The organism is Cupriavidus sp. 291-E7 (assembly GCF_057798835.1).
The window spans coordinates 148,725-168,700 of sequence record NZ_JBYOJV010000008.1 but is presented as its reverse complement, the minus strand read 5'-3'; the positions used below and the strand labels follow the sequence as shown (position 1 = coordinate 168,700).

Sequence of the window (19,976 nt, the reverse complement as noted above, 5' to 3'; positions counted from 1 at the left end):
ATCGCGCCGTCACGAAAGAAGCCGTCACGTAAGAGGAAGCAATGGAACTGGTTTCGTGGAATATTCAGTGGGGACGGGGGGCCGACGGCAAGGTCGATCTGGCCCGCATCGTCGACGCGATCCGCGACATGGCGGATGCCGACGTCATCTGCCTGCAGGAAGTGACGCGCGGTTTCTCCGATATGGCGGGCCAACCGCAGCGCGATCAGGTGGCGGAACTGACAGCGCTATTGCCCGGTTATCGGATCATCTTCGCGCCGGCGGTCGATCGCACACACGGCGATGGCACACCACGCCAGTTCGGCAACCTCATTGCCACGCGGCTGCCGGTACGCGAGATCTTTCGCCATGCCCTACCCTGGCCGGCCGACCCGGAAGTGGCGTCGATGCCGCGCGTGGCGCTGGAGGTGACCGTGGCGGCAGGCACAAAACCTGTGCGCGTCATTTGCACCCATCTCGAGTATTACTCGAAGCTCCAGCGCGCCGCGCAGGCCGATGCGCTACGCCAATGGCATGTGGAAGCGTGTGAACATGCGCGCCGCCCTGGCAAGTCGGAAAAGAAGCCTGGCCCCTTCACACCGGAACCGCGCCCGACCCAAGCCATTCTGTGCGGCGACTTCAACAGCAAGCCCGATGACGTCGCCTATCGGCGCATGCTGGAACCATACGCCGATGGCACGGTGAACTGGAAAGACGCCTGGTGCCTCACGCATCCGGGTCAGGCCCACGCGCCCACGTGCGCGCTCTACGACAAGGAACAATGGCCTGAGCCACCATTCGCCTGCGATTTCATGTTCGTGACGGAAGACCTGCTGGGCGACGTGACGCACTGCGAGGTCAATGGAAAGACCGATGCGTCAGACCATCAGCCGATCCATCTGAGTCTCGCGCTTTAGTCGTCCTCTTCAGACTCGGGCGCCATCGGCTGCAGCCTGAACGCGCGCAGGTATTCCATCCACTGCTCGCCCGGCAGCTCGGCCAGCGTTTCCTGTACCAGCGACACTTCCATGTCGAACTCGCGCGGCGTCAGCCCGCCGCGCATCAACTGGAAGCGGCAGTACATCAGATACGTGTTGACGACGTCCGTCTCGCAGTAGTCGCGGATCTCGCCCAGCTTGCCTTCCTGGAACGCCTGCCAGACCATGCTGCCATCCATGCCCATCTTGCCGGGGAAACCGCACAGCTTGGCCAGGTCATCGAGCGGCGCGCTGGCGCGCGGCTGATACATCGCCAGCAGGTCCATCAGATCCAGATGCCGCATGTGATAGCGGCTGATGTAGTTGTTCCATTTGAAGTCGCGGCTGTCTTCGTCGCGGCCTTCGCCCATCTCCCAGTAGCGTGGCGCGGCCACGCCGTGGACCAGGCCACGATAGTGCAGCACGGGCAGATCGAAGCCACCGCCATTCCATGACACCAGTTGCGGGCTGTAGCGCGCAATCAGTTCATAGAACTTCTGGATCAGCGTGGCCTCGCCATCTTCGAGCGTGCCCAATGATCCAACGTGGAATACTGCCGAGCCATCGCGTTGCGTGCGGCGCAGCACGCATGAAATGGCGGCCACGCGCTGCAGATAGTGCGGCAGGAAATCGGAACCGTTTTTTTCTCGACGCGCAGCAAAGGCATGCTCAGCCACTTCGGCGTCGCTCATTGCTGCGGGATGATCATGCAAACGGCGCAGGCCGTCGACATCGGGAATCGTCTCGATGTCGAATACCAGCACAGGGGTCATAGAACGGCGTCCTTGCGTACACCTTGCGAAGCGAAATGCCGTTTGAGCTTGACCAGCGCTTCCTGCTGGATCTGGCGCACGCGTTCGCGTGTCAGACCCATTTCCTCAGCCAACTCCTCGAGCGTGGCCGGCTCAATGTGGTTCAGGCCGAAACGGCGCTCCACCACATAGCGATGCTTCTCCGACAGGCGTGCCAGCCAGAGCTTCATCAGGTTTTCCAGCTCGCGGTGGGCCACTTCCTGATCGGGCGCGGCGTTATGTTCGTCGGACAGAAAATCGAGCAGGCTCGAACCGGGGTCGAGATCGAACGGCGTATCCAGCGAGGTGGTGTGTTCATTGAGTGCCAGCACGTCCTGCACCTCGTCCGGCGTCTTGCCGAGCAGGTGGGCGATGTCCTCGAGGCTGGCGTCGCGGCCGTCGGTGCCACCTTTTTCAAGATGACGCTTGGCGCGCAGGACCTGGTTGAGCTCGCGAATGACGTGCACCGGCAATCGCACGGTGCGCGCCTGATTCATGATCGCGCGCTCGATGCTCTGGCGAATCCACCAGGTGGCATAGGTTGAGAAACGGAAACCGCGCGTCGGATCGAACTTCTCGATCGCATGCATCAGACCGAGGTTGCCTTCCTCGATCAGGTCGAGCAGTGGCACGCCGCGGTTCAGGTAGCCCTTGGCGATGCTGACCACGAGCCGCAGATTGCGCTCGATCATCACCTGGCGGGCCGAGAAATCGCCGCCCTTGGCCAGCGTCGAGAAATGCAGTTCCTCGGGCGCGGAGAGCAGCGGCTTGATGCTGATGCGATTGAGATAGTGCTGGACCGTATCGGCGGCCAGTTCCGTATGCAGGACGGTGCGGAAGTCGTCAGGCTCGGCAGCGGCTTCGCTGCTGCCCTCTTCCTCGTCGTCCTCGGATTCCTCGTCGTCTTCGTCGTGATCGGCGTCGTCGGCGCTTATCTCGGCATTGCGCCGGCTAGCGCGCGATACGGGCGCGATAGGTTCGTCAGCCACCGGCACCATGTCGGATGCCGGGTCGGCTTCCACCTCGAACACTCCGGTGGCGACATCGTCATCGGGTTGCGTTGCCACACCAGCCTTTCCTTCCGGCTGCTTGGGACGACGGGTCCTGCTGACAACTCCGGATGAGACAGTTTTCTGGCGTGGCATGAACCCTCACTGTGGCGGTAGATACCGCATCGGATCGACCGGTTTTCCGTTCTTTCGAACCTCGAAATGCAGCTTGACCCTGTCAGTATCACTGTTACCCATTTCGGCAATCTTCTGGCCCTTGCGGACCGTTGACTGCTCTGCCACCAGCACCTTGTCGTTGTAACCGTAGGCGGTGAGATACGTGTCGTTGTGTTTGATGATGACAAGATTCCCGTAGCCGCGCAAGGGGCCTACGTGAATCACCCTACCCTCATCCGCGGCCAGCACGGCATCGCCTTTCTTGCCGGCAATATCGATGCCTTTGTTGCCTTTATCGTCAAATTTACCCATCAACTGGCCGCTGGCTGGCCAGCCCAGGCGAATGTCGCCCGCCGGGGCCGACGCGGCACCCGATGCCGCGGCAACGGCCGGGGCAGCAGCGGCGGCCGGAGCAGCAGCCGGCGGCGTGGAAGATGCACTCATCGGCGTACCCACGGGGCGCGCCGCGTCAATCGGCTGCGACTGGACGGTGCCCGGCGCCACCGGCACCGTAGCCACGCCCGGCGCGGCGTTCACGTCGGCGCTCGGCGGCACCACGCGCAGCAGCTGTCCCACCTCGATCTGGTTCACATTGGCCATGTTGTTCCAGGCCGCCACGTCGCGGTACGACTGGCCGTTTTCCAGCGCGATACGGTAAAGCGTATCGCCACGCTTGACCCGATAGTATCCGGGCGGTGCCGGTTCGGTGGACGCCGCCGCCGGCTGGGCTGTGCCGCCGGAAGTACGATCCACCACTGGGGCGGGCATTGGGGAATTGGCGCAGGCGGCCAGCACGGCCGCGCACGCCAGAATGCTCAGATGTTGTCCGACTCGTGTGAAATTCTTCTGATTCACGATGTTGTGCATAGTTCGACTCAGATGGTGCCCGATTTTAAGGGCACAAAGAAAACGGCTTCAAGCGCGGTTCTGTGAAATCGATGCCGATTGAGGCGCTCGATCAGCAGCAGCTGCTGCGTCACCGTTTGACCGGCCGCGCCATTGCCAGGTGTCACCACCGGCGCAATCAGACGCCCGCCGATCGCCAATTGTTCCAGCAGGGCTTGCGGCACTTCCATACCGGCCGCCGCGAGGATAATCGACGAGAAAGGCGCCGCCTGCGGCAGACCCAGCATGCCGTCGCCGTAATGCAGGCGGATGTTCGGCACGCGCAGCGGGCGCAGGTTGGCCTTGGCTTGTTCGTGTAGCGGACGAATCCGTTCGATAGAGAACACTTCCTGGGCACAGAGGCTCAACACGGCAGCCTGATACCCGCAGCCGGTGCCGATCTCCAGCACGCGCTCGAGCGGCTGATCCGGCGTCATGCCTTCGCGCAGCAACTCGATCATGCGAGACACGACCGACGGTTTGGAAATGGTCTGCTGATGCCCGATCGGCAGCGCGGCGTCTTCATACGCCTGCGATGCCAATCCCGGCTCCATGAACAGGTGGCGCGGCACCGTTGCAATCGCGCTCAGCACCCGTTCGTCACGAATGCCTCCGGCGCGCAGGCGCGAAGCCAGCGCCGCGCGTGCACGATCCGACGCCATGCCGCCACCGCCGGCGGCAGCCGCCGATGTACGCGCCTCCACGGCGCTACCCGGCGCGGGTGGTGCGGCCGGTGGCGCGGCAGGTTTGCGCGGCTTGGCGGTGGCCGGCGCCGGCGCGGCGGCCGCGCGCTTGCCTACCGCAGGTAATCCAGCGGTACGCGCAGGCGCGGGCTTGCGTTCAACCACCGCATCGAGCGGTAGCGGAAAGCGGGATCGGCGCGGCGTGGAACTCATTTCAGGTACGGCGCAAGGACAAAGGGAATCACGACGATGCCATCGGATGCGCCACAGGCGTGGCGATCGCAATTGAACGACTGAGGCGCGCGCGGCGATGACACGCTCACCCCAGCCACTGCTCGATCTGTTCGAGCTGGCCGCGATGCGTCAGGTCCAGCTGCAACGGTGTCAGAGAGACGTAGCCATTGGCGGTGGCGTGGAAGTCCGTGCCTTCGCTCGCATCGCGCGCGTCGCCAGCCGGGCCGATCCAGTAAATGGGATCGCCGCGCGGATTCACCTGCTGGATGACGGGCTGCGACGGATGCCGCTTGCCCAGCCGCGTGGCGCGCTGCCCCTTGATATGCTCGTACGGCAGGTTTGGGATATTGACGTTCAGCAGGAACGGCTCGCGCGGCGGTTTCGCAATCACGTGCTCGACGATCTCGCGCGCCACGCGCGCGGCGGCGTCCAGATGCTCCCAGCCGTGGTGAACCTGGGAAAACGCAATCGACGGAATGCCGAACAGGTAGCCTTCGATGGCCGCGGCAACCGTGCCCGAGTACAGCACGTCCTCGCCCATGTTCTGGCCCTGGTTGATGCCGGAGACCACCAGGTCTGGCCGATCATCGAGCAGGCCAGTCAGTGCCACGTGCACGCAGTCGGTTGGCGTGCCATTGATGTAACGGAAACCCTTCTGCACGCCCTCGCGCGCCTCGTAGACGGAAAGCGGACGCTGCAGGGTCAGCGAATTCGAGGCGCCGCTATGATTCTGTTCCGGGGCGATCACGGTCACGCGCGCCAAAGGCGCGAGCGCTGCATGCAGGACGGCGAGTCCCGGCGCAAGGTAACCGTCATCGTTGGCGAGAAGGATATGCATGGCCGCGATTGTACCTGAGCAAGGGGCCGTCGGAGGCACCACGGATGCACCGAAGCGGGGACAATCCGGGCCAGACATGCGTCGCCCGAATAGGTGACATGCAACGATTTGTTCTAGCAGAACGATCGTGCTTTTCTTGCGATACACTTGCCCGACGTTGTCCGCGGCCGCCCTCGCGTTCCTGCCGCGCAGACACCGGCAATATCACATCACACATGGGAGACACGATGAAAGCCGTACTTTGCAAAGCCTGGGGCCCGCCCGATTCCCTGTCGCTGGAAACGCTGCCCGACCTGGTGCCGGGCGAAGGCGAAGTCGTCATCGACGTCAAGGCCGCCGGCGTGAACTTCCCCGACGTGCTCATCATCCAGAACAAATATCAGGCCAAGCCCGAGCTGCCGTTTTCGCCGGGTTCCGAACTGGCCGGCGTCGTCAACGCCGTTGGCGCGGGTGTCACACATGTGAAACCGGGCGACAAGGTCATTGCCTACCTGGGCAATGGCGCATTCGCGACGCAGGCCAAGGCGCCCGCCAAGGCCGTGGTGCCGATGCCACCCGGCATCGACTTCGATGTGGCCGCGGCGTTCACGCTGACCTACGGAACGTCGCATCATGCAGTGGTGGACCGCGGCGAACTCAAGGCCGGCGAGACCATGCTGGTGCTTGGCGCGGCCGGCGGCGTTGGCCTGGCAGCTATCGAAATCGGCAAGGCGATTGGCGCGCGCGTGATTGCCGCGGCATCCACCGATGAAAAGCTCGCCGTGTGCAAGGAACACGGCGCCGACGCCGTGATCAACTACACCACCGAAGATCTGCGCGAGCGCGTCAAGGCCCTGACGGACGGCAAGGGCCCGGACGTGATCTACGATCCGGTGGGCGGCATCTATGCCGAACCGGCGTTCCGATCGATCGCCTGGCGCGGCCGCTACCTGGTGGTAGGTTTCGCCAATGGCGAGATTCCGAAGATGCCGCTGAACCTTGCGCTGCTCAAGGGCGCGTCGCTGGTGGGCGTGTTCTGGGGCGACTTTGCCCGGCGCGAGCCGAAGGCCAATCAGGCCAATATGGCGCAGATGCTCGGCTGGATGAAGGAAGGCAAGATCCGCCCGCATATCTCCGCACGGTATCCGCTGGACCAGGCGCCGCAGGCGCTGAAGGACATGGAAGCACGGAAGGTGACCGGGAAGATCGTGATCACGCCGTAAGCGCCGTTCTTCGCTTGCTCTACCCTTCTCTCCCGTGCGCGGGAGAGAAGTTCGGGGAGAGGGAAATGCGGTGCTGCTTGCCGATTTCCGTAGCTTGAACCTCAGCAGCCTCTCCCCCGCCCTCCGATTCAGACTCGGACGATCAAAGCTTCTCCGTCTCTCCGCTCTTCGGCTGCCACTTCATCAGCCGCTTTTCCCCCGTCGTCACCATCCAGTCCAGCACCAGCGCGAACGCCGTCAGCACGACGATCCCGGCAAACACGGTGTTGATATCGAACGTGCCTTCGGCTTGCAGGATCAGGTAGCCCACACCGCGCGCGGAACCGAGGTATTCGCCCACCACCGCGCCCACGAACGCAAGACCCACCGACGTATGCAGCGACGAGAACACCCAGCTCGTGGCGCTCGGCAGGTACACGTGGCGCAGCAGTTGCTGCTTGTTGGCGCCGAGCATGCGCGCGTTGGCCAGCACCACCGGGCTGACTTCCTTCACGCCCTGGTAGACGTTGAAGAAGACGATGAAAAACACCAGCGTCACGGCCAGCGCCACCTTCGACCAGATGCCGAGGCCGAACCAGACCGCGAAGATCGGCGCCAGAATCACGCGCGGCATCGAGTTGGCAGCCTTGACGTATGGGTCCAGCACCGCCGACGTGAACGGGCTCAGCGCCAGCCACAGACCGACGCCCAGCCCGGCCACGGTACCGATGCCGAAGGCCAGCACGGTTTCCAGCAGCGTCACGCCAAGGTGGATGTAGATATCGCGTTCGACGATGAACCAGTTCCAGATGCGCTGGGCCACCATCAGCGGTTCGCCAAAGAAAAACGCCACCTGCTCGGAGCGCGTGGCCATGTGCCACACGACCAGGATGATGACCAGGAGCAGCAGCTGCCAGACGCGCAGCATGCCTTTGGAATCAGCACGAAAAGCCATGATCTTGTAGTTGTCCGGTCCGTTGAATCAGGCCACCTTGCGCTGCTGCGCATAGCCCTTGAGCACTTCTTCGCGCAGCACGTCCCAGATGGCGGCGTGCAGCTCGACAAAGCGCGGATGGTTGCGGATTTCGGCCACATCGCGCGGGCGCGGCAGGTCGATCGTGAACTCGCCAATCGGATGCGTGCCCGGTCCCGCCGACAGCACCACCACGCGGTCGCTCATCGCGATGGCTTCGTCCAGGTCGTGCGTGATGAACAGCACGGCCTTGCGCTTGGCGGCCCAGAGGTCGAGCACTTCGTTTTCCATCAGCTGGCGGGTCTGGATGTCCAGCGCCGAGAACGGTTCATCCATCAGGATGATGTCCGGGTCCATCACCAGCGTCTGCGCCAGGCTCACACGCTTGCGCATGCCGCCCGAGAGCTGGTGCGGATAGCGGTCGCCAAACCCGCCCAGACCCACGCGGCGCAGCCATTCCTCGCCCTGCGCCTCGGCCTCCGCGCGCGGCATGCCACGAAATTCCAGGCCCGCGATCACGTTGTCCAGCGCGCTGCGCCACGGCATCAGCGCCTCGGCCTGGAACATGTAGCCGGCGCGCTTGTTGATGCCTTTGAGCGGCTCGCCAAAGACGCGCACATCGCCGGTGGACGGCTCCAGCAATCCGGCCGCTACGTTCAGCAGCGTGGACTTGCCGCAGCCAGTGGGCCCGACCACGGAAAGGAATTCGCCGGGCTGGATGGACATCGTGACATCGCGCACGGCGGTATAACGCTGCGCGCGGTCTTCGCGCGAGACGAAGGTGCAGGTCACGTTTTCAAGGGAAAGTGCAGGCGTGCTCATGACGGCATGGCTCTGAAACGTTTCGCCCGCCGGGGCGGCGTGCGCGCGGCGGGCGATGGGGTACCCCGAAGGGACGGAATGCTTACTTGTACTTGGCGTTGGCCTTCTGCACGAACGTGTTCGTGAACGTGCCGTCGAGCTTGATCGTCTTGCCCTTGAGGTCCGCATCGAACTGCTGCAGCGTGTTCAGGGCCGTCTTGGGGCCATCGGCCGGCATCACGCCATCGGGCGAGATCGCTTCCTTGACCTTGTCCCAGGCTGCCAGATACAGCGCACGATCACCCAGCAGGTAGCTTTCCGGCACGGTCTTGACGATGTCCGACGGGCCAGCCTTCTGCAGCCACTTCAACGCACGCACCATTGCATTGGTCAGCGCCTGGGTGGTGTTCGGGTTCTGCTCGATGAACTTGGTCGACGCATACAGGCAGCCCGACGGCATGTTGCCGCCGAACACCGACTGCGTTTCCTTCAGCGTGCGCGTATCGGAGGCGATCTTCACCTCGTCCTTCTGCGTCAGCATCGAGATGACCGGGTCCAGGTTGGCCATCGCGTCGATCTGGCCCGAGCGCATCGCGGCTACCGCGCCCGCGCTGGCGCCCACGCCGATGAACGACACGTCGGACGGCTTCAGGCCGGCCTTGGCCAGCACGAAGTTGGCCATCATGTTGGTCGACGAACCCGGCGCGGTCACGCCGATCTTCTTGCCCTTCAGGTCGGCGATCGACTTGAAGTTGGGCATGGTCTTGTTCGACGTCACCAGCACGATCTGCGGCGCACGGCCCTGCAGCACGAATTCCTGGTAGTGCTGGCCCTTGGCCTGCAGATTGATCGTGTGCTCGTACGCACCCGACACCACGTCGGCGCTGCCGCCCACCACTGCCTGCAGCGCCTTGGCGCCGCCGGCAAAGTCGACGACCTCCACGTCGAGGCCCTCTTCCTTGAAGTAGCCCAGCCGCTCGGCAATGGTCAGCGGCAGGTAGTAGAACAGGTTCTTGCCACCCACGGCGATGGTGACTTTCGTCTTCTCGGGCTTGCCCTGTGCAAAGGCGCTGCCGAACGTGAACCAGCCGGCCAGGAACAGCGCCAAGGCAATCAGCAACTGCTTCCAGAAAGGTTTGTTGTACATATTGCTCTCCTGCCTTTTCTACTTCTGTTTGAATGCGGGCGCGGCGTACCGACGCACAAAAGCCGGGACGCCGCCCAAGCGGCTCCCGGCGATGCTACCGGACGCGGTCAAAACCCGCATCGGGATCAACACCTAATGTCAGCACAATGAGAGAAAGCGCGCAGGGCGGCGATGCTACCGCCCCGCCCTTTCAAACAGCTTGCCCGCCCGTTACTCGGCGTGGATGTTCGCGGACTTGATCACCTTGGCCCAGCGTTGCAGTTCGGCCTTCTGGTACTGGTCCAACTGCTGCGGGTTCATGTACTTCGCTTCGGCGCCCAGCTCTTCGGCCTTCTTGCGGAAGGCTTCGGTCTTCATGATCTTCTCGATCTCGGCGGTCAGCTTGTCCACCACGGCCTTGGGCGTGCCGGCCGGGGCGTACATCGCAAACCACGACGATACGTCGAGGTCGGGGTAGCCCGCCTCAGGCGCCGACGGTACGTCCTTGAGGCTTTCCAGGCGCGACTTGCTGGTCACCACCAGCGGACGCAGCTTGCCGGCGGCGATATGGCCCATCAGCGGCGGCGGCGTGGTGATCGTCATGTCGACGTTGCCGCCCAGCAGGTCGGTCATGGCCGGGCCGGTGCCCTTGTATGGCACGTGCGTGATCTGGATGCCGGCCATCTGGTTCAGCAGTTCGGTCGATACGTGCTGCAGTGAACCGTTACCCGACGACGCATAGTTGAGCTTGTTCGGATTGGCCTTGGCGTATGCCACCAGTTCCTTGAGCGATTTGACCGGCAGGCTCGGACGCACCACCAGCACCTGCGGGGCCGACAGCAGGTTGGCCACGGGCTGGAAGTCCTTGACCGGGTCCCACGACGTCTTGGTCAGCAGCGGCGTGATCACGTGGTAGCCCGAGTACTGCACCAGAAGCGTGTAGCCGTCCGGCTTGGCGCGCTGCACGTTCTGCGCGGCGATCGTGCCGTTGCCACCCGGCTTGTTGTCGACCACGACCGACTGGCCCAGCGCCTTCGACAGCGGCTCCGAGATCAGCCGTGCGGCCAGGTCGGTAGTACCGCCGGCGGCCGCCGATACCACCAGCATGATCGGACGATTGGGATAGGCGCCGTCCTGGGCTTGCGCGGTCACAGCGAAAGTCAGGCCGACAGCGGCCAGCGCGGCGCAGGCGCCGGTGAGGTTGCGTTTCATGGTTGTCTCCGTATGTCTTATTAGGGGACCTGAAAATCCGAAAAACCGAAATTCCGAAAAACCGAAAATCCTGTCGATCGACTTCCCTCTTCCGCGTACCGGAGAGGGAAGAAAAAAAACCGTGGCGACGCTACTTGTTATGCGTTCGCAAAAAACTCGGCCATCCACGCGGGCGGCTGGTGCGTGCGCAGGCGCGGGCCGGCGCGCAGCAATTGGCTGGGCACGTCGCGCTGCACGAGTTCTGAAACACCACCCACCACGTTCAGCAGCGCGGCAAGATCGACGCCGGTATCGACGCCCATCGACGCGAACATATGCACCAGTTCTTCTGTACTGACATTGCCGCTGGCGCCGGGCGCGTACGGGCAACCGCCCAGGCCACCAGCCGCCGCATCGAAGCGCGTCACGCCGGTCTGCCAGGCCGCGATGGCATTGGCCAGGCCCATGCCGCGAGTGTTATGCAGATGGATGGTCAGGCCGACGTCCGGCAGCGCGCGCTGGAACGTCTGGCACACGGCGGCCACCTGATTGGGATAGGCCATGCCCGTGGTGTCGCACAACGTGATGCCAGCCGCGCCGGCATCGGCAAACGATTGCGCGAGCGCCATGACATCGGCTTCACTGACATCGCCCTCGAACGGGCAGCCGAACACGGTGGACAGCGAGATATTGACCGGCACGCCAGCCTTGCCGGCCTCGTCGATCATTGCCAGCAATTGCGCCTTCGACTGTTCGCGCGTCATGCGCAGATTGGCGCGGTTATGCGTCTCGCTGGACGACATCACCAGGTTCACTTCGTCCGGATGGCACGACAGCGCACGCTCCAGCCCCCGCAGATTCGGCACCAGCACCGTGTAGCGCACGCCGGGCACGCGCTCGATCTGATGCATCACGGCCTCGGCATCGGCCAGTGCGGGAATTGCGCGGGCCGACGTGAACGACGTGGCCTCGATCCGCGCAAAGCCGCAATGGGCCAGCGCGTTGACAAAGGCGACCTTGCCTTCGGTGGGCACGACGAACGGCTCGATCTGCAAGCCGTCGCGCGGCGCCACTTCGTTGATTTCGATCTTCGCCGGTCCGGCCAGCGGATGGTTCTGGGTACTCATGCAATCACTCCACGGGCACGCAGGTCGGCAATGGCCGCCGCGTCGAAGCCGGCCTGCGCCAGCACGTTGTCGGTATGCTCGCCCAGCGTGGGCGCACGGTCGTGGATGGCGCCGGGATTCCCCGACAGCTTCGGGATGATGCCCGGTACTTCCACGCTCAGGCCCTTGGCGGACGTCACCGTTTCGATGACTTCGCGGGCGCGGTAGTGCGGATCTTCGGCGATGTCCTTAACGGTGTAGATGCGGCCGGACGGCACATCGGCGCCGCGCAGCACTTCGAGCGCCGACGCCACGGTCTGCGTGCGGGTCCACTCGGCAATCGCGGCATCGATCTCGTCCACGCGCTTCACGCGGCCGTCGTTACGCGCCAGGTCCGGGTCATCGCCCAGGTCCTCGCGCCCCATCGCCGCCATCAGGCGCTTGAAAATCGCATCGCCGTTCGCGGCAATCAGCACGTAATCGCCGCAGCCGCATGGATAGGCATTGGACGGCGCGATACCGGGCAGCGCGCCACCCGCCGGCTGGCGCACGGCGCCAAACGCGGAGTATTCCGGCAGCAGGCTTTCGCTGAGATTGAACAGCGACTCGTAGAGCGCCACGTCGATGACCTGGCCGACGCCGCCGCGCGCATCGCGTTCATAGAGCGCCAGCAGCACGCCCAATGCGCCATGCAGGCCCGCGATGGTGTCCCCCAGCGACAGTCCGGCGCGCACCGGTGGGCGCCCCGGTTCACCGGTCAGGTGACGCAGACCACTCATGGCCTCGGCCACCGCCGCAAAGCCCGGTTCGTCGCGCTTCGGGCCGGTCTGGCCGTAGCCCGACACGCGCAGCATGATCAGCTTCGGGTTGGCCGCGTGCAGCACATCCCAGCCCATGCCCCACTTTTCCATCGTGCCCGGGCGGAAGTTTTCGATCAGGACGTCGGCCTCGGCAGCCAGCTTGCGCACCAGGGCCTGCCCTTCTGGCTGGCGCAGGTCGATCGCGATCGACTCCTTGTTGCGCGACTGGGCTTCCCACCAGACCGAGGTATCGTCGTGCAGCATGCGCCATTTGCGCAGCGGATCGCCCTGTCCGGGCGGCTCGACCTTGACCACATGCGCGCCGAAGTCCGCCAGGGTCTTGGCGGCAAAGGGGCCGGCAATCAGCTGGCCCAGTTCCAGGACCTTGATGCCGTTGAGAATCTGTTGCGCCATGTTGGAAGTGTCTCCGTGAATCTGACCCGTATCTGGGAATAGGCTTTGTTTCGACGGAGTGTGCTACAGCGCGGGGTGATCCGGAATCGGCATTCCGGAAAGCGGGTTTTCTCGGAATGCGAAAGATTGGGGCTAACCCTGACGGGGGGATGGGTCAACTTCAGCGCCGGCGATGCCGTTATTCGTGGGCAAACTCCCAGGGGCGTTTCGCCCCGCCACCCTCCACAGCGGCCCCCGACGCCATGCGATTTCCCCGCCTTTGCCGGATTCTCTGCGCCGCCTGTGCCTGCCTGGCATCGACCGTTGCGCTCGCGCAGAGCACCACCATCGTGCTGTATTCGGAGGCTGGCCAGCGGCCGCAGTCGTACGAGGAAAACGGCACGCCCAAAGGCGCGTACATCGACAACCTGCAGCGCGTACTCAGGCGGATGCCGCCTGAATTCAAGGTCGAGATCCGCTTTGCGTCCTGGGCGCGCACCGTGGAAGAGGCCCGCAACGGCAACAGCGCGGGCATCCTGGGGGTCTACTATCGACCCAAGGAACGGCCGTTTCTGAATCATTCGAAGCCGTTCTACTCCGAGGACGTGGCGGTGCACTGCAACCGCGACGCGATTGCCGGCCGCACCTTTCACACCTATCCGGACGACTTCGCCGGCCTGAAATTCGGCAACCAGCGCAGCTATCTGGCTCCCGGCCCGCGTTTCTTCGAGTTTGCCCGCGAAGGTAAGATCGAAATCGTCGAAGGCCACGAATTCCACGACTTGGTCAAGAAGATGCTGGTTGGAGAGATCGACTGCGTGGTCAACCCGAGCGCCGTCATCAACGAGGCGCTGGTCGCACTCGAAGCGCGCGGCCTGCCCGAGCGCATGCGCTACAAGTCCAGGCGCGTGCTGAATATCCGTACCGAGACCGTCCATATTGGCTTCAGCAAGAAATACGAGGAAACGCATCCGGAACTCGCCCGGTTCCGCCTGCTGTTCAACAAGGCGGCGGATGAATAGAATCCTTCCCTGAATCCTTCAGGATCGAGCCCTTCATGCCACTGCTGCCACCGGTTCATTCGATCCGGAACAGGATGATCGTGCTGTTCATCGTTGTCACCACGACAACGCTTGGGGCCTTTGCCGCGCATCGCCAATGGCAGTTGCACCAGGAACTCGAACACCGCTTCGAGCGGGCGCGCGCGGAAATCATGGAAGGTCTGGGGCAAAGCCTGGCCGAACCGGCCTGGGCGCTCAACGTCGGCATCCTGCGCAGCCGGCTCGAAGGGACGCTGGTGCATCCAGAAGTTTCCGAGGCCTGCATGTTCTCGCCCGACCGCAAGGAGGCCTATGCCACCGCCGGGCATCCCGCCGCGCCGGGCCGGGCGGCCTGCACCGCGGCCGGCCCGAACGACGTGCTGAGCGAGGTGCAGATCTATCCGCCGGCCAATATCGACGCCGCGCGCCGGGAGCAGGCCATCGGCACCGCCGTCATCCGGTTTTCACACGACCCCATGCACAAGGCGTTGCGCAAGGCGATGATCCAGGGCGTGACCGAAGTGGCCGCCATCGACGTCGTGCTGGTGCTGCTGCTGACGTTCGGCCTGCGCATGGTGTTCCGCCCGCTGGAGCATCTGCAGCGCGCGCTGTTCCAGCTGGCTTCCAGCCACGGCGACGAACCCGACGAGCTGTCGCGGCTAGGCCGGACCGAGTTCGATAGCGTGATCGACGGGTTCAACCAGGTCCTGCGCAAACTCAAGCTGATCATCGCCGAACGGACCGAAGCCGAACTGACGGTACGCGCCGCGATCCAGCGCAGCCACGAAGCGTTTGCGCAGATCCAGGCTACCCAGGCGGAGCTGGTCGAGAAAAATTTACAACTCGAAGCGCTATCCAAGACCGACCAGCTGACCGGCGTCTTCAACCGCCGCCACCTCGACGCCGTACTAATCAGCGAACTCGAACGCCATCGCCAGGATGGCAGCCTGTTTTCCATCATCCTGATCGACGTGGACCGCTTCAAATCCATCAATGACAATCACGGCCACCAGATCGGCGACCGGGTACTGGTGGAACTGGCCGAGCGCATCCTCGAAGCCACGCGCGACGCCGATACCGTAGGCCGCTGGGGCGGCGAGGAATTCCTGATCATCTGCCCCGATACCAGCCCGCAGGCTGCCGTGCAGTTTGCCGAACGGCTGCGCCGCACGGTGTCGGAGCGGCATTTTCCTGTGACGGGCGCGATGACGGCGAGCCTTGGCGTGGCCAGCGTGCAGACGGGAGACACGATCCACGGCATGATCTCGCGCGCTGATCAGGCGCTATATCGTGGCAAGAAAAACGGGCGGGATCGGGTCGAATATGCCGACGAGGGCGTGACGACGCCGTAGGTCAGAACGGCGCGCGTTCGCCGCAAAGATGGGTGATCAGCAGCCTTGCCGAAACCGTCAGCCCGGCTGGATCGCGCATGCCGATCAGCAACGACCGGCGCGCCCAGGCATCGCGCAATCCCACCAGAGACAAACCCATCGACTTCACGTGCGGTTCGGCCGCGATGCGCGGCAGCACGCCGACGCCCAGCCCCGCCATCACCATGCGGCACATCGCATCGAAGCTGCGCACCTGGATACGCAGGCGGAACTGGCGTTCGAGCCGGCTGCTTTCCTCCAGCAGTCGCGCGGCCAGCGAGGTCACCTGCGGCAGGCTGACAAAGTCGTATTCGAGCGCATCGGCGTAGTGCACCGGCCCGTTTTGCGCGAGCGGGTGGCCCGGCGGCGTGATGATGACGAGTTCATCCTGCCGGTACTCCACCGTGACCAGCCCGGTGCACGGCGTGCGGTCGGCAAAGATCCCCACATCGGCACGGTTTTCCATCAGCGCTGCGACGATATCGCTGCTGTTGTGCTCTTCGAGTTCGATGCGGATGGTCGGATGCTGGCGCATGAACTGCGCCAGATCGTCGGGCAGGAACTGGGTAATCGCCGACGTGTTCGCGCAGACGCGCACCTGGCCACGCACACCCGAGGCGTAGTCGGACATCACGCCCGCCATACGCTCCACGTCCTGCAGGATCGTCAGCGCGTGGTGAAAGCAAGCCTGGCCAGCCTCGGTCAGCTGCACCCCGGCCGCATGGCGGAAGAACAGCGGCGCGCCGACCGCCGTTTCCAGGTCAGAAATCCGTTTGCTGGCGGCCGCCACGGCCAGATGCGACTGCCGCGCGCCAGCGGAGATGCTGCCCTGCCGGGCGACGGCGACGAACAGGCCAAGCGTGACAAGGTCGAAGCGCGCCAGGTTCATGGTCAGAGTGTGCGGCGGTCCATCACGGCGCGGGCGATGGTGCCCGCGTCGACATATTCAAGTTCGCCACCCACCGGCACGCCGCGCGCCAGGCGCGACACCTTCAGCCCACGCGCCTTCAGCATTTCGCCGATGTAGTGCGCGGTGGCTTCGCCTTCGCTGGTGAAATTAGTGGCAACGATCACCTCCGTGGCCGGGCCGCCGTACTCGGGATCGGTGGCGCGCGCCAGCAGGCGATCAAGATGAATTTCCTTCGGGCCGATGCCATCGAGCGGCGACAGCCGCCCCATCAGCACGAAATACTGGCCGCGGTAAGTCAGCGTCTGCTCGATCATGACCTGGTCGGCAGGCGTTTCCACCACGCAGAGCAGCGAGGCGTCGCGGTCAGGGTCGCGGCACGTCTCGCAGATCTCCTGCTCGGTGAACGTATTGCAGCGCTCGCAATGGCGAATGCCATCGGCGGCCCCGCGCAGGGCGTCGCCCAGCTTGCGAGCGCCGTCGCGGTCGTGCTGCAGCAAGTGATACGCCATGCGCTGGGCCGATTTCGGCCCCACGCCGGGTAGCACCTTGAGCGCCTCGATCAGCGCCTGCAGCGAGGTGGGCGGGGCCGCTCTCATGACAGCTCCGCCAGAGTCGTTCCGAGCATCAGGGCAGCGATCAGAACGGCAGCTTGAAGCCCGGGGGCAGCGGCAGGCCGGACGTCATCGAACCCATTTTTTCCTGGCTGGTTGCCTCGGCCTTGCGCACGGCGTCGTTGAACGCGGCGGCCACCAGGTCTTCCAGCAGGTCCTTGTCGTCGGCCAGCAGGCTCGGATCGATCGTCACACGCTTCACGTCGTTCTTGCAGGTCATGAGCACCTTCACGAGACCGGCGCCGGACTGGCCCTCGACCTCGATCTGGGCCAGCTGCTCCTGCATCTTCTTCATGTTTTCCTGCATCTGCTGGGCTTGCTTCATCAGCCCGGCCAGTTGACCTTTCATCATGGAATCACTCCTTGGATATGTGTGTGTTGGATTGGGCGGCGCTGCGTGACTTGTGTTCGCGCGCCCGCCTCTTGAATTCAGGCAGCGCGGGGCTGCACGGAACCAGGCACGATCTGTCCGCCGAACTCGCGCAGCAGGCCCTGTACAAACGGGTCGCGGTCGATCTCGGCCTCGGCTTCGCGCTGGCGCTCGGCGCGCGCCGCGGCATCAACGGCCGCCGCGGTATGCGTGACGGCGCCAATTTCGCATTGCACGCGCACGTCGACCTTGAAATGCTCGATGAGCGCGGTCTGCAGACGTTCGGCCACGCTGGCTTCGGCAATCGCCGCCACCGGCACGCGCAAATGCAGCGTACGGCCAACCACGCGATGCAGCTCGCTCTGGTGCGCCAGCTGCTGCGCCAGGCCCTTCAACGGCAGGCCGGCAGCCAGTGCCGGCCAGTCGCCCGTGAATACTGCCGGCGTGCCATCGTCGGCCGCGCTTGGCGCCACCGGCGGTACGGCAGGCGCCAGGGGCGTCGCTGGCACGGGTTCGGGTTCCGGCTTGCGCGCCTGCGCCGGTGCAGGCGCGGCACGACCGCCGCCACGCGGTGCGCGATCGAAACTCGCGGCTTCAAAGCCGTTGTCGTATCCGCCAAAGCTCGGGTCAAAGCCCGGATCGCTATCGTACGGGCCGATCACCGGCATGTCGGACGGCATGGACTCCCACGGCGGCACGTCGCTGCCACCGGCGGCTTCCCACGGCGGCGCCTCGGCGGACGGCTTTGCCTGCGGGGCCGGCTTGGCCGACGGGGCGGCGCGCTCGCGCACTGGCTCCGGCGCGGCCGGTGCCTGCTCGACGGCGGGCGCCGCGGCCGCAGCCTGATCGATTGGCGCGGATACCGGCGCCGTAGCGGTTGCCTGACGCCCTGCCGAAGGCGGGCGCAGCGGCTGTGCCGCCGGCCGCTGGCTTGCCACGGCGGCTGCCGCCGCACCGGCCATCGGCGGTGCACCGGCGCCGGCCGGACGGGCGGCACCCTTGCCTGCCGACGCCTGGCGCGCAGCTTCCAGCGCAGCGCGGGCCGGCGACATTGCCGTACGGCTGCTGGCCGAAGGCGCTGCCGGTGCAGCGGGCGCAGCCTGTACGGCGGGCGCTACCGGTCTGGCGGGCGCGGACGCCTCACCAGATGCTGGCAACGCCACAGGGGCAACGGCAGGCGCCGGGGTTACAGGCTTTGCCATGTCCGGGGCCGGATTCGGATTCGAACGCGCCTCGACCTTTGGCGCCGCAGCCGGGGTAGCAACCGGCTCGGCCGCGGCCACAGGCGCAGCCGACATCGCGCGAGGCGCTGCCGCTGGCGGGTTCGCGGGACGCGGCCGTGCCACCGGCTGGCCGCCACCGCCCTGCCCACCCGCCGGTGCCGACGGGGCGGCCGACGGACGGAAGGCCAGCATCCGCAGCAGCGTCATCGTAAAGCCGGCGTATTCGTCGGGCGCCAGCGCAAGCTCGCTGCGGCCAAGATTGGCGATCTGGTAGAACAGCTGGATTTCCTGCGCATCGAACAGGCCGGCCAGACGGCGCACGTCCTCGGCCTCGGGCCATTCGTCCTGCACCGACGCAGGCACGGCCTGCGCCAGCGCGACCTTGTGCAGCAGCGAACCCAGATCCTGCAGCGCACCGGCGAACGACAGGCTGCGGTCCGCCATCGAGTCGGCGATGCCCAGCATCGACGCGCCATCCTCGGCGGCCAGTGCATCGAGCAACTGAACCAGATAGCTCTGGTCGATCGCCCCCAGCATGCCGCGCACGGCGTCCTCGGACACCTGCCCCGCACTGTAGGCGATGGCCTGGTCGGTCAGCGACAGCGCGTCGCGCATCGATCCGTGAGCGGCCTGCGCTAGCAGGCGCAGCGCGCTGCCATCGTGGCTGATGCCCTCCTGGCCCAGGATGTTATCCAGGTGCGAAACGATGTGCCCCGGCGGCATCTGCTTCAGGTTGAACTGCAGGCAGCGCGACAGAACGGTGACAGGGATTTTCTGCGGATCGGTGGTAGCCAGGATGAACTTGACGTGCCCAGGCGGCTCTTCCAGCGTCTTCAGCATCGCGTTGAAGGCGTGGTTGGTCAGCATGTGCACTTCGTCGATCATGTAGACCTTGAAGCGGCCGACCGTCGGCGCATAGACCGCCTTGTCGAGCAACTGTGCCATTTCGTCGACACCGCGGTTGGACGCCGCGTCCATCTCGATGTAGTCGACGAACCGCCCGCTGTCGATCTCCTGGCAAGCCTTGCACTGCCCGCACGGCTGCGCGGTGATGCCGCCGCTGCCGTCAGCGCCGGTACAGTTGAGGGCCTTGGCCAGAATCCGGGACAACGTGGTCTTGCCAACGCCCCGCGTGCCGGTGAACAGGTAGGCGTGATGCAGCCGTTGCTGTTCCAGCGCATGCGTGAGCGCGCGCACCACGTGCTCCTGGCCGACCAGCGTGGTGAAATCCCGTGGGCGCCATTTGCGCGCTAGAACTTGATAACTCATGGCGGCGATTGTAGCAAAAGGCGGACCTGAAATTTCGGAACCGGGCGGACAAATCCCCG

The 19,976-nt window shown here is 64.9% G+C and carries 19 protein-coding genes; 4 read left to right on the top strand and 15 right to left on the bottom strand.

Annotation, left to right across the window (positions count from 1 at the left end; all coding sequences use genetic code 11):
- Positions 1 to 41: 41 nt before the first annotated feature.
- Complete coding sequence (locus AC3FLX_RS16100) at positions 42 to 896, top strand: endonuclease/exonuclease/phosphatase family protein (protein WP_488698115.1); 855 nt, start codon at positions 42 to 44, stop codon at positions 894 to 896.
- Here AC3FLX_RS16100 and AC3FLX_RS16095 read toward each other — a convergent pair.
- From AC3FLX_RS16095 to surE, 5 genes are all read right to left on the bottom strand, one after another.
- Positions 893 to 1,729: a 3'-5' exonuclease gene (locus tag AC3FLX_RS16095; RefSeq protein WP_488698113.1), complete on the bottom strand. Its 837-nt coding sequence runs from the start codon at positions 1,727 to 1,729 to the stop codon at positions 893 to 895. The two genes, AC3FLX_RS16100 and AC3FLX_RS16095, sit on opposite strands and share 4 nt — an antisense overlap.
- A complete protein-coding gene (gene rpoS / locus AC3FLX_RS16090) occupies positions 1,726 to 2,892 on the bottom strand; it encodes an RNA polymerase sigma factor RpoS (RefSeq protein ID WP_488698111.1) in 1,167 nt (388 codons plus the stop codon). The genes AC3FLX_RS16095 and rpoS overlap by 4 nt, the downstream gene beginning before the upstream one ends.
- A 6-nt stretch (positions 2,893 to 2,898) precedes the next feature.
- Positions 2,899 to 3,780, bottom strand: a complete 882-nt coding sequence (locus tag AC3FLX_RS16085) for a peptidoglycan DD-metalloendopeptidase family protein (protein WP_488698109.1) — start codon at positions 3,778 to 3,780, stop codon at positions 2,899 to 2,901.
- 8 nt (positions 3,781 to 3,788) lie between these two features.
- Positions 3,789 to 4,694 carry a protein-L-isoaspartate(D-aspartate) O-methyltransferase gene (locus AC3FLX_RS16080; protein ID WP_488698107.1) on the bottom strand — a complete coding sequence of 302 codons (906 nt, stop codon included), beginning with the start codon at positions 4,692 to 4,694 and terminating at the stop codon, positions 3,789 to 3,791.
- A 106-nt stretch (positions 4,695 to 4,800) separates the two neighbouring features.
- Positions 4,801 to 5,553, bottom strand: a complete 753-nt coding sequence (gene surE / locus AC3FLX_RS16075) for a 5'/3'-nucleotidase SurE (protein ID WP_488698105.1) — start codon at positions 5,551 to 5,553, stop codon at positions 4,801 to 4,803.
- A gap of 227 nt (positions 5,554 to 5,780) precedes the next feature.
- Between surE and AC3FLX_RS16070 the strand changes: the two genes are divergently transcribed.
- Positions 5,781 to 6,755, top strand: coding sequence for an NADPH:quinone oxidoreductase family protein (locus AC3FLX_RS16070; RefSeq protein ID WP_488698103.1), 975 nt, complete (start codon positions 5,781 to 5,783; stop codon positions 6,753 to 6,755).
- Positions 6,756 to 6,897: 142 nt separating this feature from the next.
- On the opposite strand, the gene AC3FLX_RS16065 is transcribed toward AC3FLX_RS16070, so the two are convergent.
- From AC3FLX_RS16065 to AC3FLX_RS16040, 6 genes are all read right to left on the bottom strand, one after another.
- Positions 6,898 to 7,689, bottom strand: a complete 792-nt coding sequence (locus tag AC3FLX_RS16065; protein ID WP_488698101.1) for an ABC transporter permease — start codon at positions 7,687 to 7,689, stop codon at positions 6,898 to 6,900.
- A gap of 27 nt (positions 7,690 to 7,716) precedes the next feature.
- Positions 7,717 to 8,529, bottom strand: a complete 813-nt coding sequence (locus AC3FLX_RS16060) for an ABC transporter ATP-binding protein (protein ID WP_488698099.1) — start codon at positions 8,527 to 8,529, stop codon at positions 7,717 to 7,719.
- Positions 8,530 to 8,611: 82 nt separating this feature from the next.
- Positions 8,612 to 9,655: an ABC transporter substrate-binding protein gene (locus tag AC3FLX_RS16055; RefSeq protein ID WP_488698097.1), complete on the bottom strand. Its 1,044-nt coding sequence runs from the start codon at positions 9,653 to 9,655 to the stop codon at positions 8,612 to 8,614.
- Between the two features lie 210 nt (positions 9,656 to 9,865).
- Entirely contained in the window at positions 9,866 to 10,846 is a 981-nt protein-coding gene (locus tag AC3FLX_RS16050; protein WP_488698095.1) for a Bug family tripartite tricarboxylate transporter substrate binding protein, read from the bottom strand.
- Positions 10,847 to 10,983: 137 nt separating this feature from the next.
- The gene (locus AC3FLX_RS16045; RefSeq protein ID WP_488698093.1) at positions 10,984 to 11,952 is read right to left on the bottom strand and encodes a hydroxymethylglutaryl-CoA lyase; all 969 of its coding nucleotides are present in this window, start codon (positions 11,950 to 11,952) and stop codon (positions 10,984 to 10,986) included.
- Positions 11,949 to 13,145 carry a CaiB/BaiF CoA transferase family protein gene (locus AC3FLX_RS16040; protein ID WP_488698091.1) on the bottom strand — a complete coding sequence of 399 codons (1,197 nt, stop codon included), beginning with the start codon at positions 13,143 to 13,145 and terminating at the stop codon, positions 11,949 to 11,951. The genes AC3FLX_RS16045 and AC3FLX_RS16040 overlap by 4 nt, the downstream gene beginning before the upstream one ends.
- 242 nt (positions 13,146 to 13,387) lie before the next feature.
- Here AC3FLX_RS16040 and AC3FLX_RS16035 point away from each other — a divergent pair, with 242 nt between their 5' ends.
- Together AC3FLX_RS16035 and AC3FLX_RS16030 are read left to right on the top strand one after the other, a co-directional pair.
- Positions 13,388 to 14,146 carry a substrate-binding periplasmic protein gene (locus AC3FLX_RS16035; RefSeq protein ID WP_488698089.1) on the top strand — a complete coding sequence of 253 codons (759 nt, stop codon included), beginning with the start codon at positions 13,388 to 13,390 and terminating at the stop codon, positions 14,144 to 14,146.
- A 35-nt stretch (positions 14,147 to 14,181) separates the two neighbouring features.
- Positions 14,182 to 15,516, top strand: coding sequence for a GGDEF domain-containing protein (locus AC3FLX_RS16030; RefSeq protein WP_488698087.1), 1,335 nt, complete (start codon positions 14,182 to 14,184; stop codon positions 15,514 to 15,516).
- A 1-nt stretch (position 15,517) separates the two neighbouring features.
- On the opposite strand, the gene AC3FLX_RS16025 is transcribed toward AC3FLX_RS16030, so the two are convergent.
- The 4 genes from AC3FLX_RS16025 to AC3FLX_RS16010 all read right to left on the bottom strand — a co-directional run bounded on the left by AC3FLX_RS16025 (position 15,518) and on the right by AC3FLX_RS16010 (position 19,917).
- Entirely contained in the window at positions 15,518 to 16,423 is a 906-nt protein-coding gene (locus AC3FLX_RS16025) for a LysR family transcriptional regulator (protein ID WP_488698085.1), read from the bottom strand.
- Positions 16,424 to 16,425: 2 nt separating this feature from the next.
- The gene (recR, locus tag AC3FLX_RS16020) at positions 16,426 to 17,040 is read right to left on the bottom strand and encodes a recombination mediator RecR (protein ID WP_488698084.1); all 615 of its coding nucleotides are present in this window, start codon (positions 17,038 to 17,040) and stop codon (positions 16,426 to 16,428) included.
- 40 nt (positions 17,041 to 17,080) lie between these two features.
- Positions 17,081 to 17,407: a YbaB/EbfC family nucleoid-associated protein gene (locus tag AC3FLX_RS16015; protein ID WP_019448247.1), complete on the bottom strand. Its 327-nt coding sequence runs from the start codon at positions 17,405 to 17,407 to the stop codon at positions 17,081 to 17,083.
- A gap of 77 nt (positions 17,408 to 17,484) precedes the next feature.
- The gene (locus tag AC3FLX_RS16010; protein WP_488698081.1) at positions 17,485 to 19,917 is read right to left on the bottom strand and encodes a DNA polymerase III subunit gamma/tau; all 2,433 of its coding nucleotides are present in this window, start codon (positions 19,915 to 19,917) and stop codon (positions 17,485 to 17,487) included.
- Between the last annotated feature and the right edge of the window lie 59 nt (positions 19,918 to 19,976).

What these genes read in the sequence shown, in the direction of transcription:
- AC3FLX_RS16100 (WP_488698115.1), top strand. Translation starts at nt 42, where the DNA reads ATGGAACTGGTTTCGTGGAATATTCAGTGGGGACGGGGGGCCGACGGC.
- AC3FLX_RS16095 (WP_488698113.1), bottom strand. Translation starts at nt 1,729, where the DNA reads ATGACCCCTGTGCTGGTATTCGACATCGAGACGATTCCCGATGTCGAC.
- rpoS (WP_488698111.1), bottom strand. Translation starts at nt 2,892, where the DNA reads ATGCCACGCCAGAAAACTGTCTCATCCGGAGTTGTCAGCAGGACCCGT.
- AC3FLX_RS16085 (WP_488698109.1), bottom strand. Translation starts at nt 3,780, where the DNA reads ATGCACAACATCGTGAATCAGAAGAATTTCACACGAGTCGGACAACAT.
- AC3FLX_RS16080 (WP_488698107.1), bottom strand. Translation starts at nt 4,694, where the DNA reads ATGAGTTCCACGCCGCGCCGATCCCGCTTTCCGCTACCGCTCGATGCG.
- surE (WP_488698105.1), bottom strand. Translation starts at nt 5,553, where the DNA reads ATGCATATCCTTCTCGCCAACGATGACGGTTACCTTGCGCCGGGACTC.
- AC3FLX_RS16070 (WP_488698103.1), top strand. Translation starts at nt 5,781, where the DNA reads ATGAAAGCCGTACTTTGCAAAGCCTGGGGCCCGCCCGATTCCCTGTCG.
- AC3FLX_RS16065 (WP_488698101.1), bottom strand. Translation starts at nt 7,689, where the DNA reads ATGGCTTTTCGTGCTGATTCCAAAGGCATGCTGCGCGTCTGGCAGCTG.
- AC3FLX_RS16060 (WP_488698099.1), bottom strand. Translation starts at nt 8,529, where the DNA reads ATGAGCACGCCTGCACTTTCCCTTGAAAACGTGACCTGCACCTTCGTC.
- AC3FLX_RS16055 (WP_488698097.1), bottom strand. Translation starts at nt 9,655, where the DNA reads ATGTACAACAAACCTTTCTGGAAGCAGTTGCTGATTGCCTTGGCGCTG.
- AC3FLX_RS16050 (WP_488698095.1), bottom strand. Translation starts at nt 10,846, where the DNA reads ATGAAACGCAACCTCACCGGCGCCTGCGCCGCGCTGGCCGCTGTCGGC.
- AC3FLX_RS16045 (WP_488698093.1), bottom strand. Translation starts at nt 11,952, where the DNA reads ATGAGTACCCAGAACCATCCGCTGGCCGGACCGGCGAAGATCGAAATC.
- AC3FLX_RS16040 (WP_488698091.1), bottom strand. Translation starts at nt 13,145, where the DNA reads ATGGCGCAACAGATTCTCAACGGCATCAAGGTCCTGGAACTGGGCCAG.
- AC3FLX_RS16035 (WP_488698089.1), top strand. Translation starts at nt 13,388, where the DNA reads ATGCGATTTCCCCGCCTTTGCCGGATTCTCTGCGCCGCCTGTGCCTGC.
- AC3FLX_RS16030 (WP_488698087.1), top strand. Translation starts at nt 14,182, where the DNA reads ATGCCACTGCTGCCACCGGTTCATTCGATCCGGAACAGGATGATCGTG.
- AC3FLX_RS16025 (WP_488698085.1), bottom strand. Translation starts at nt 16,423, where the DNA reads ATGAACCTGGCGCGCTTCGACCTTGTCACGCTTGGCCTGTTCGTCGCC.
- recR (WP_488698084.1), bottom strand. Translation starts at nt 17,040, where the DNA reads ATGAGAGCGGCCCCGCCCACCTCGCTGCAGGCGCTGATCGAGGCGCTC.
- AC3FLX_RS16015 (WP_019448247.1), bottom strand. Translation starts at nt 17,407, where the DNA reads ATGATGAAAGGTCAACTGGCCGGGCTGATGAAGCAAGCCCAGCAGATG.
- AC3FLX_RS16010 (WP_488698081.1), bottom strand. Translation starts at nt 19,917, where the DNA reads ATGAGTTATCAAGTTCTAGCGCGCAAATGGCGCCCACGGGATTTCACC.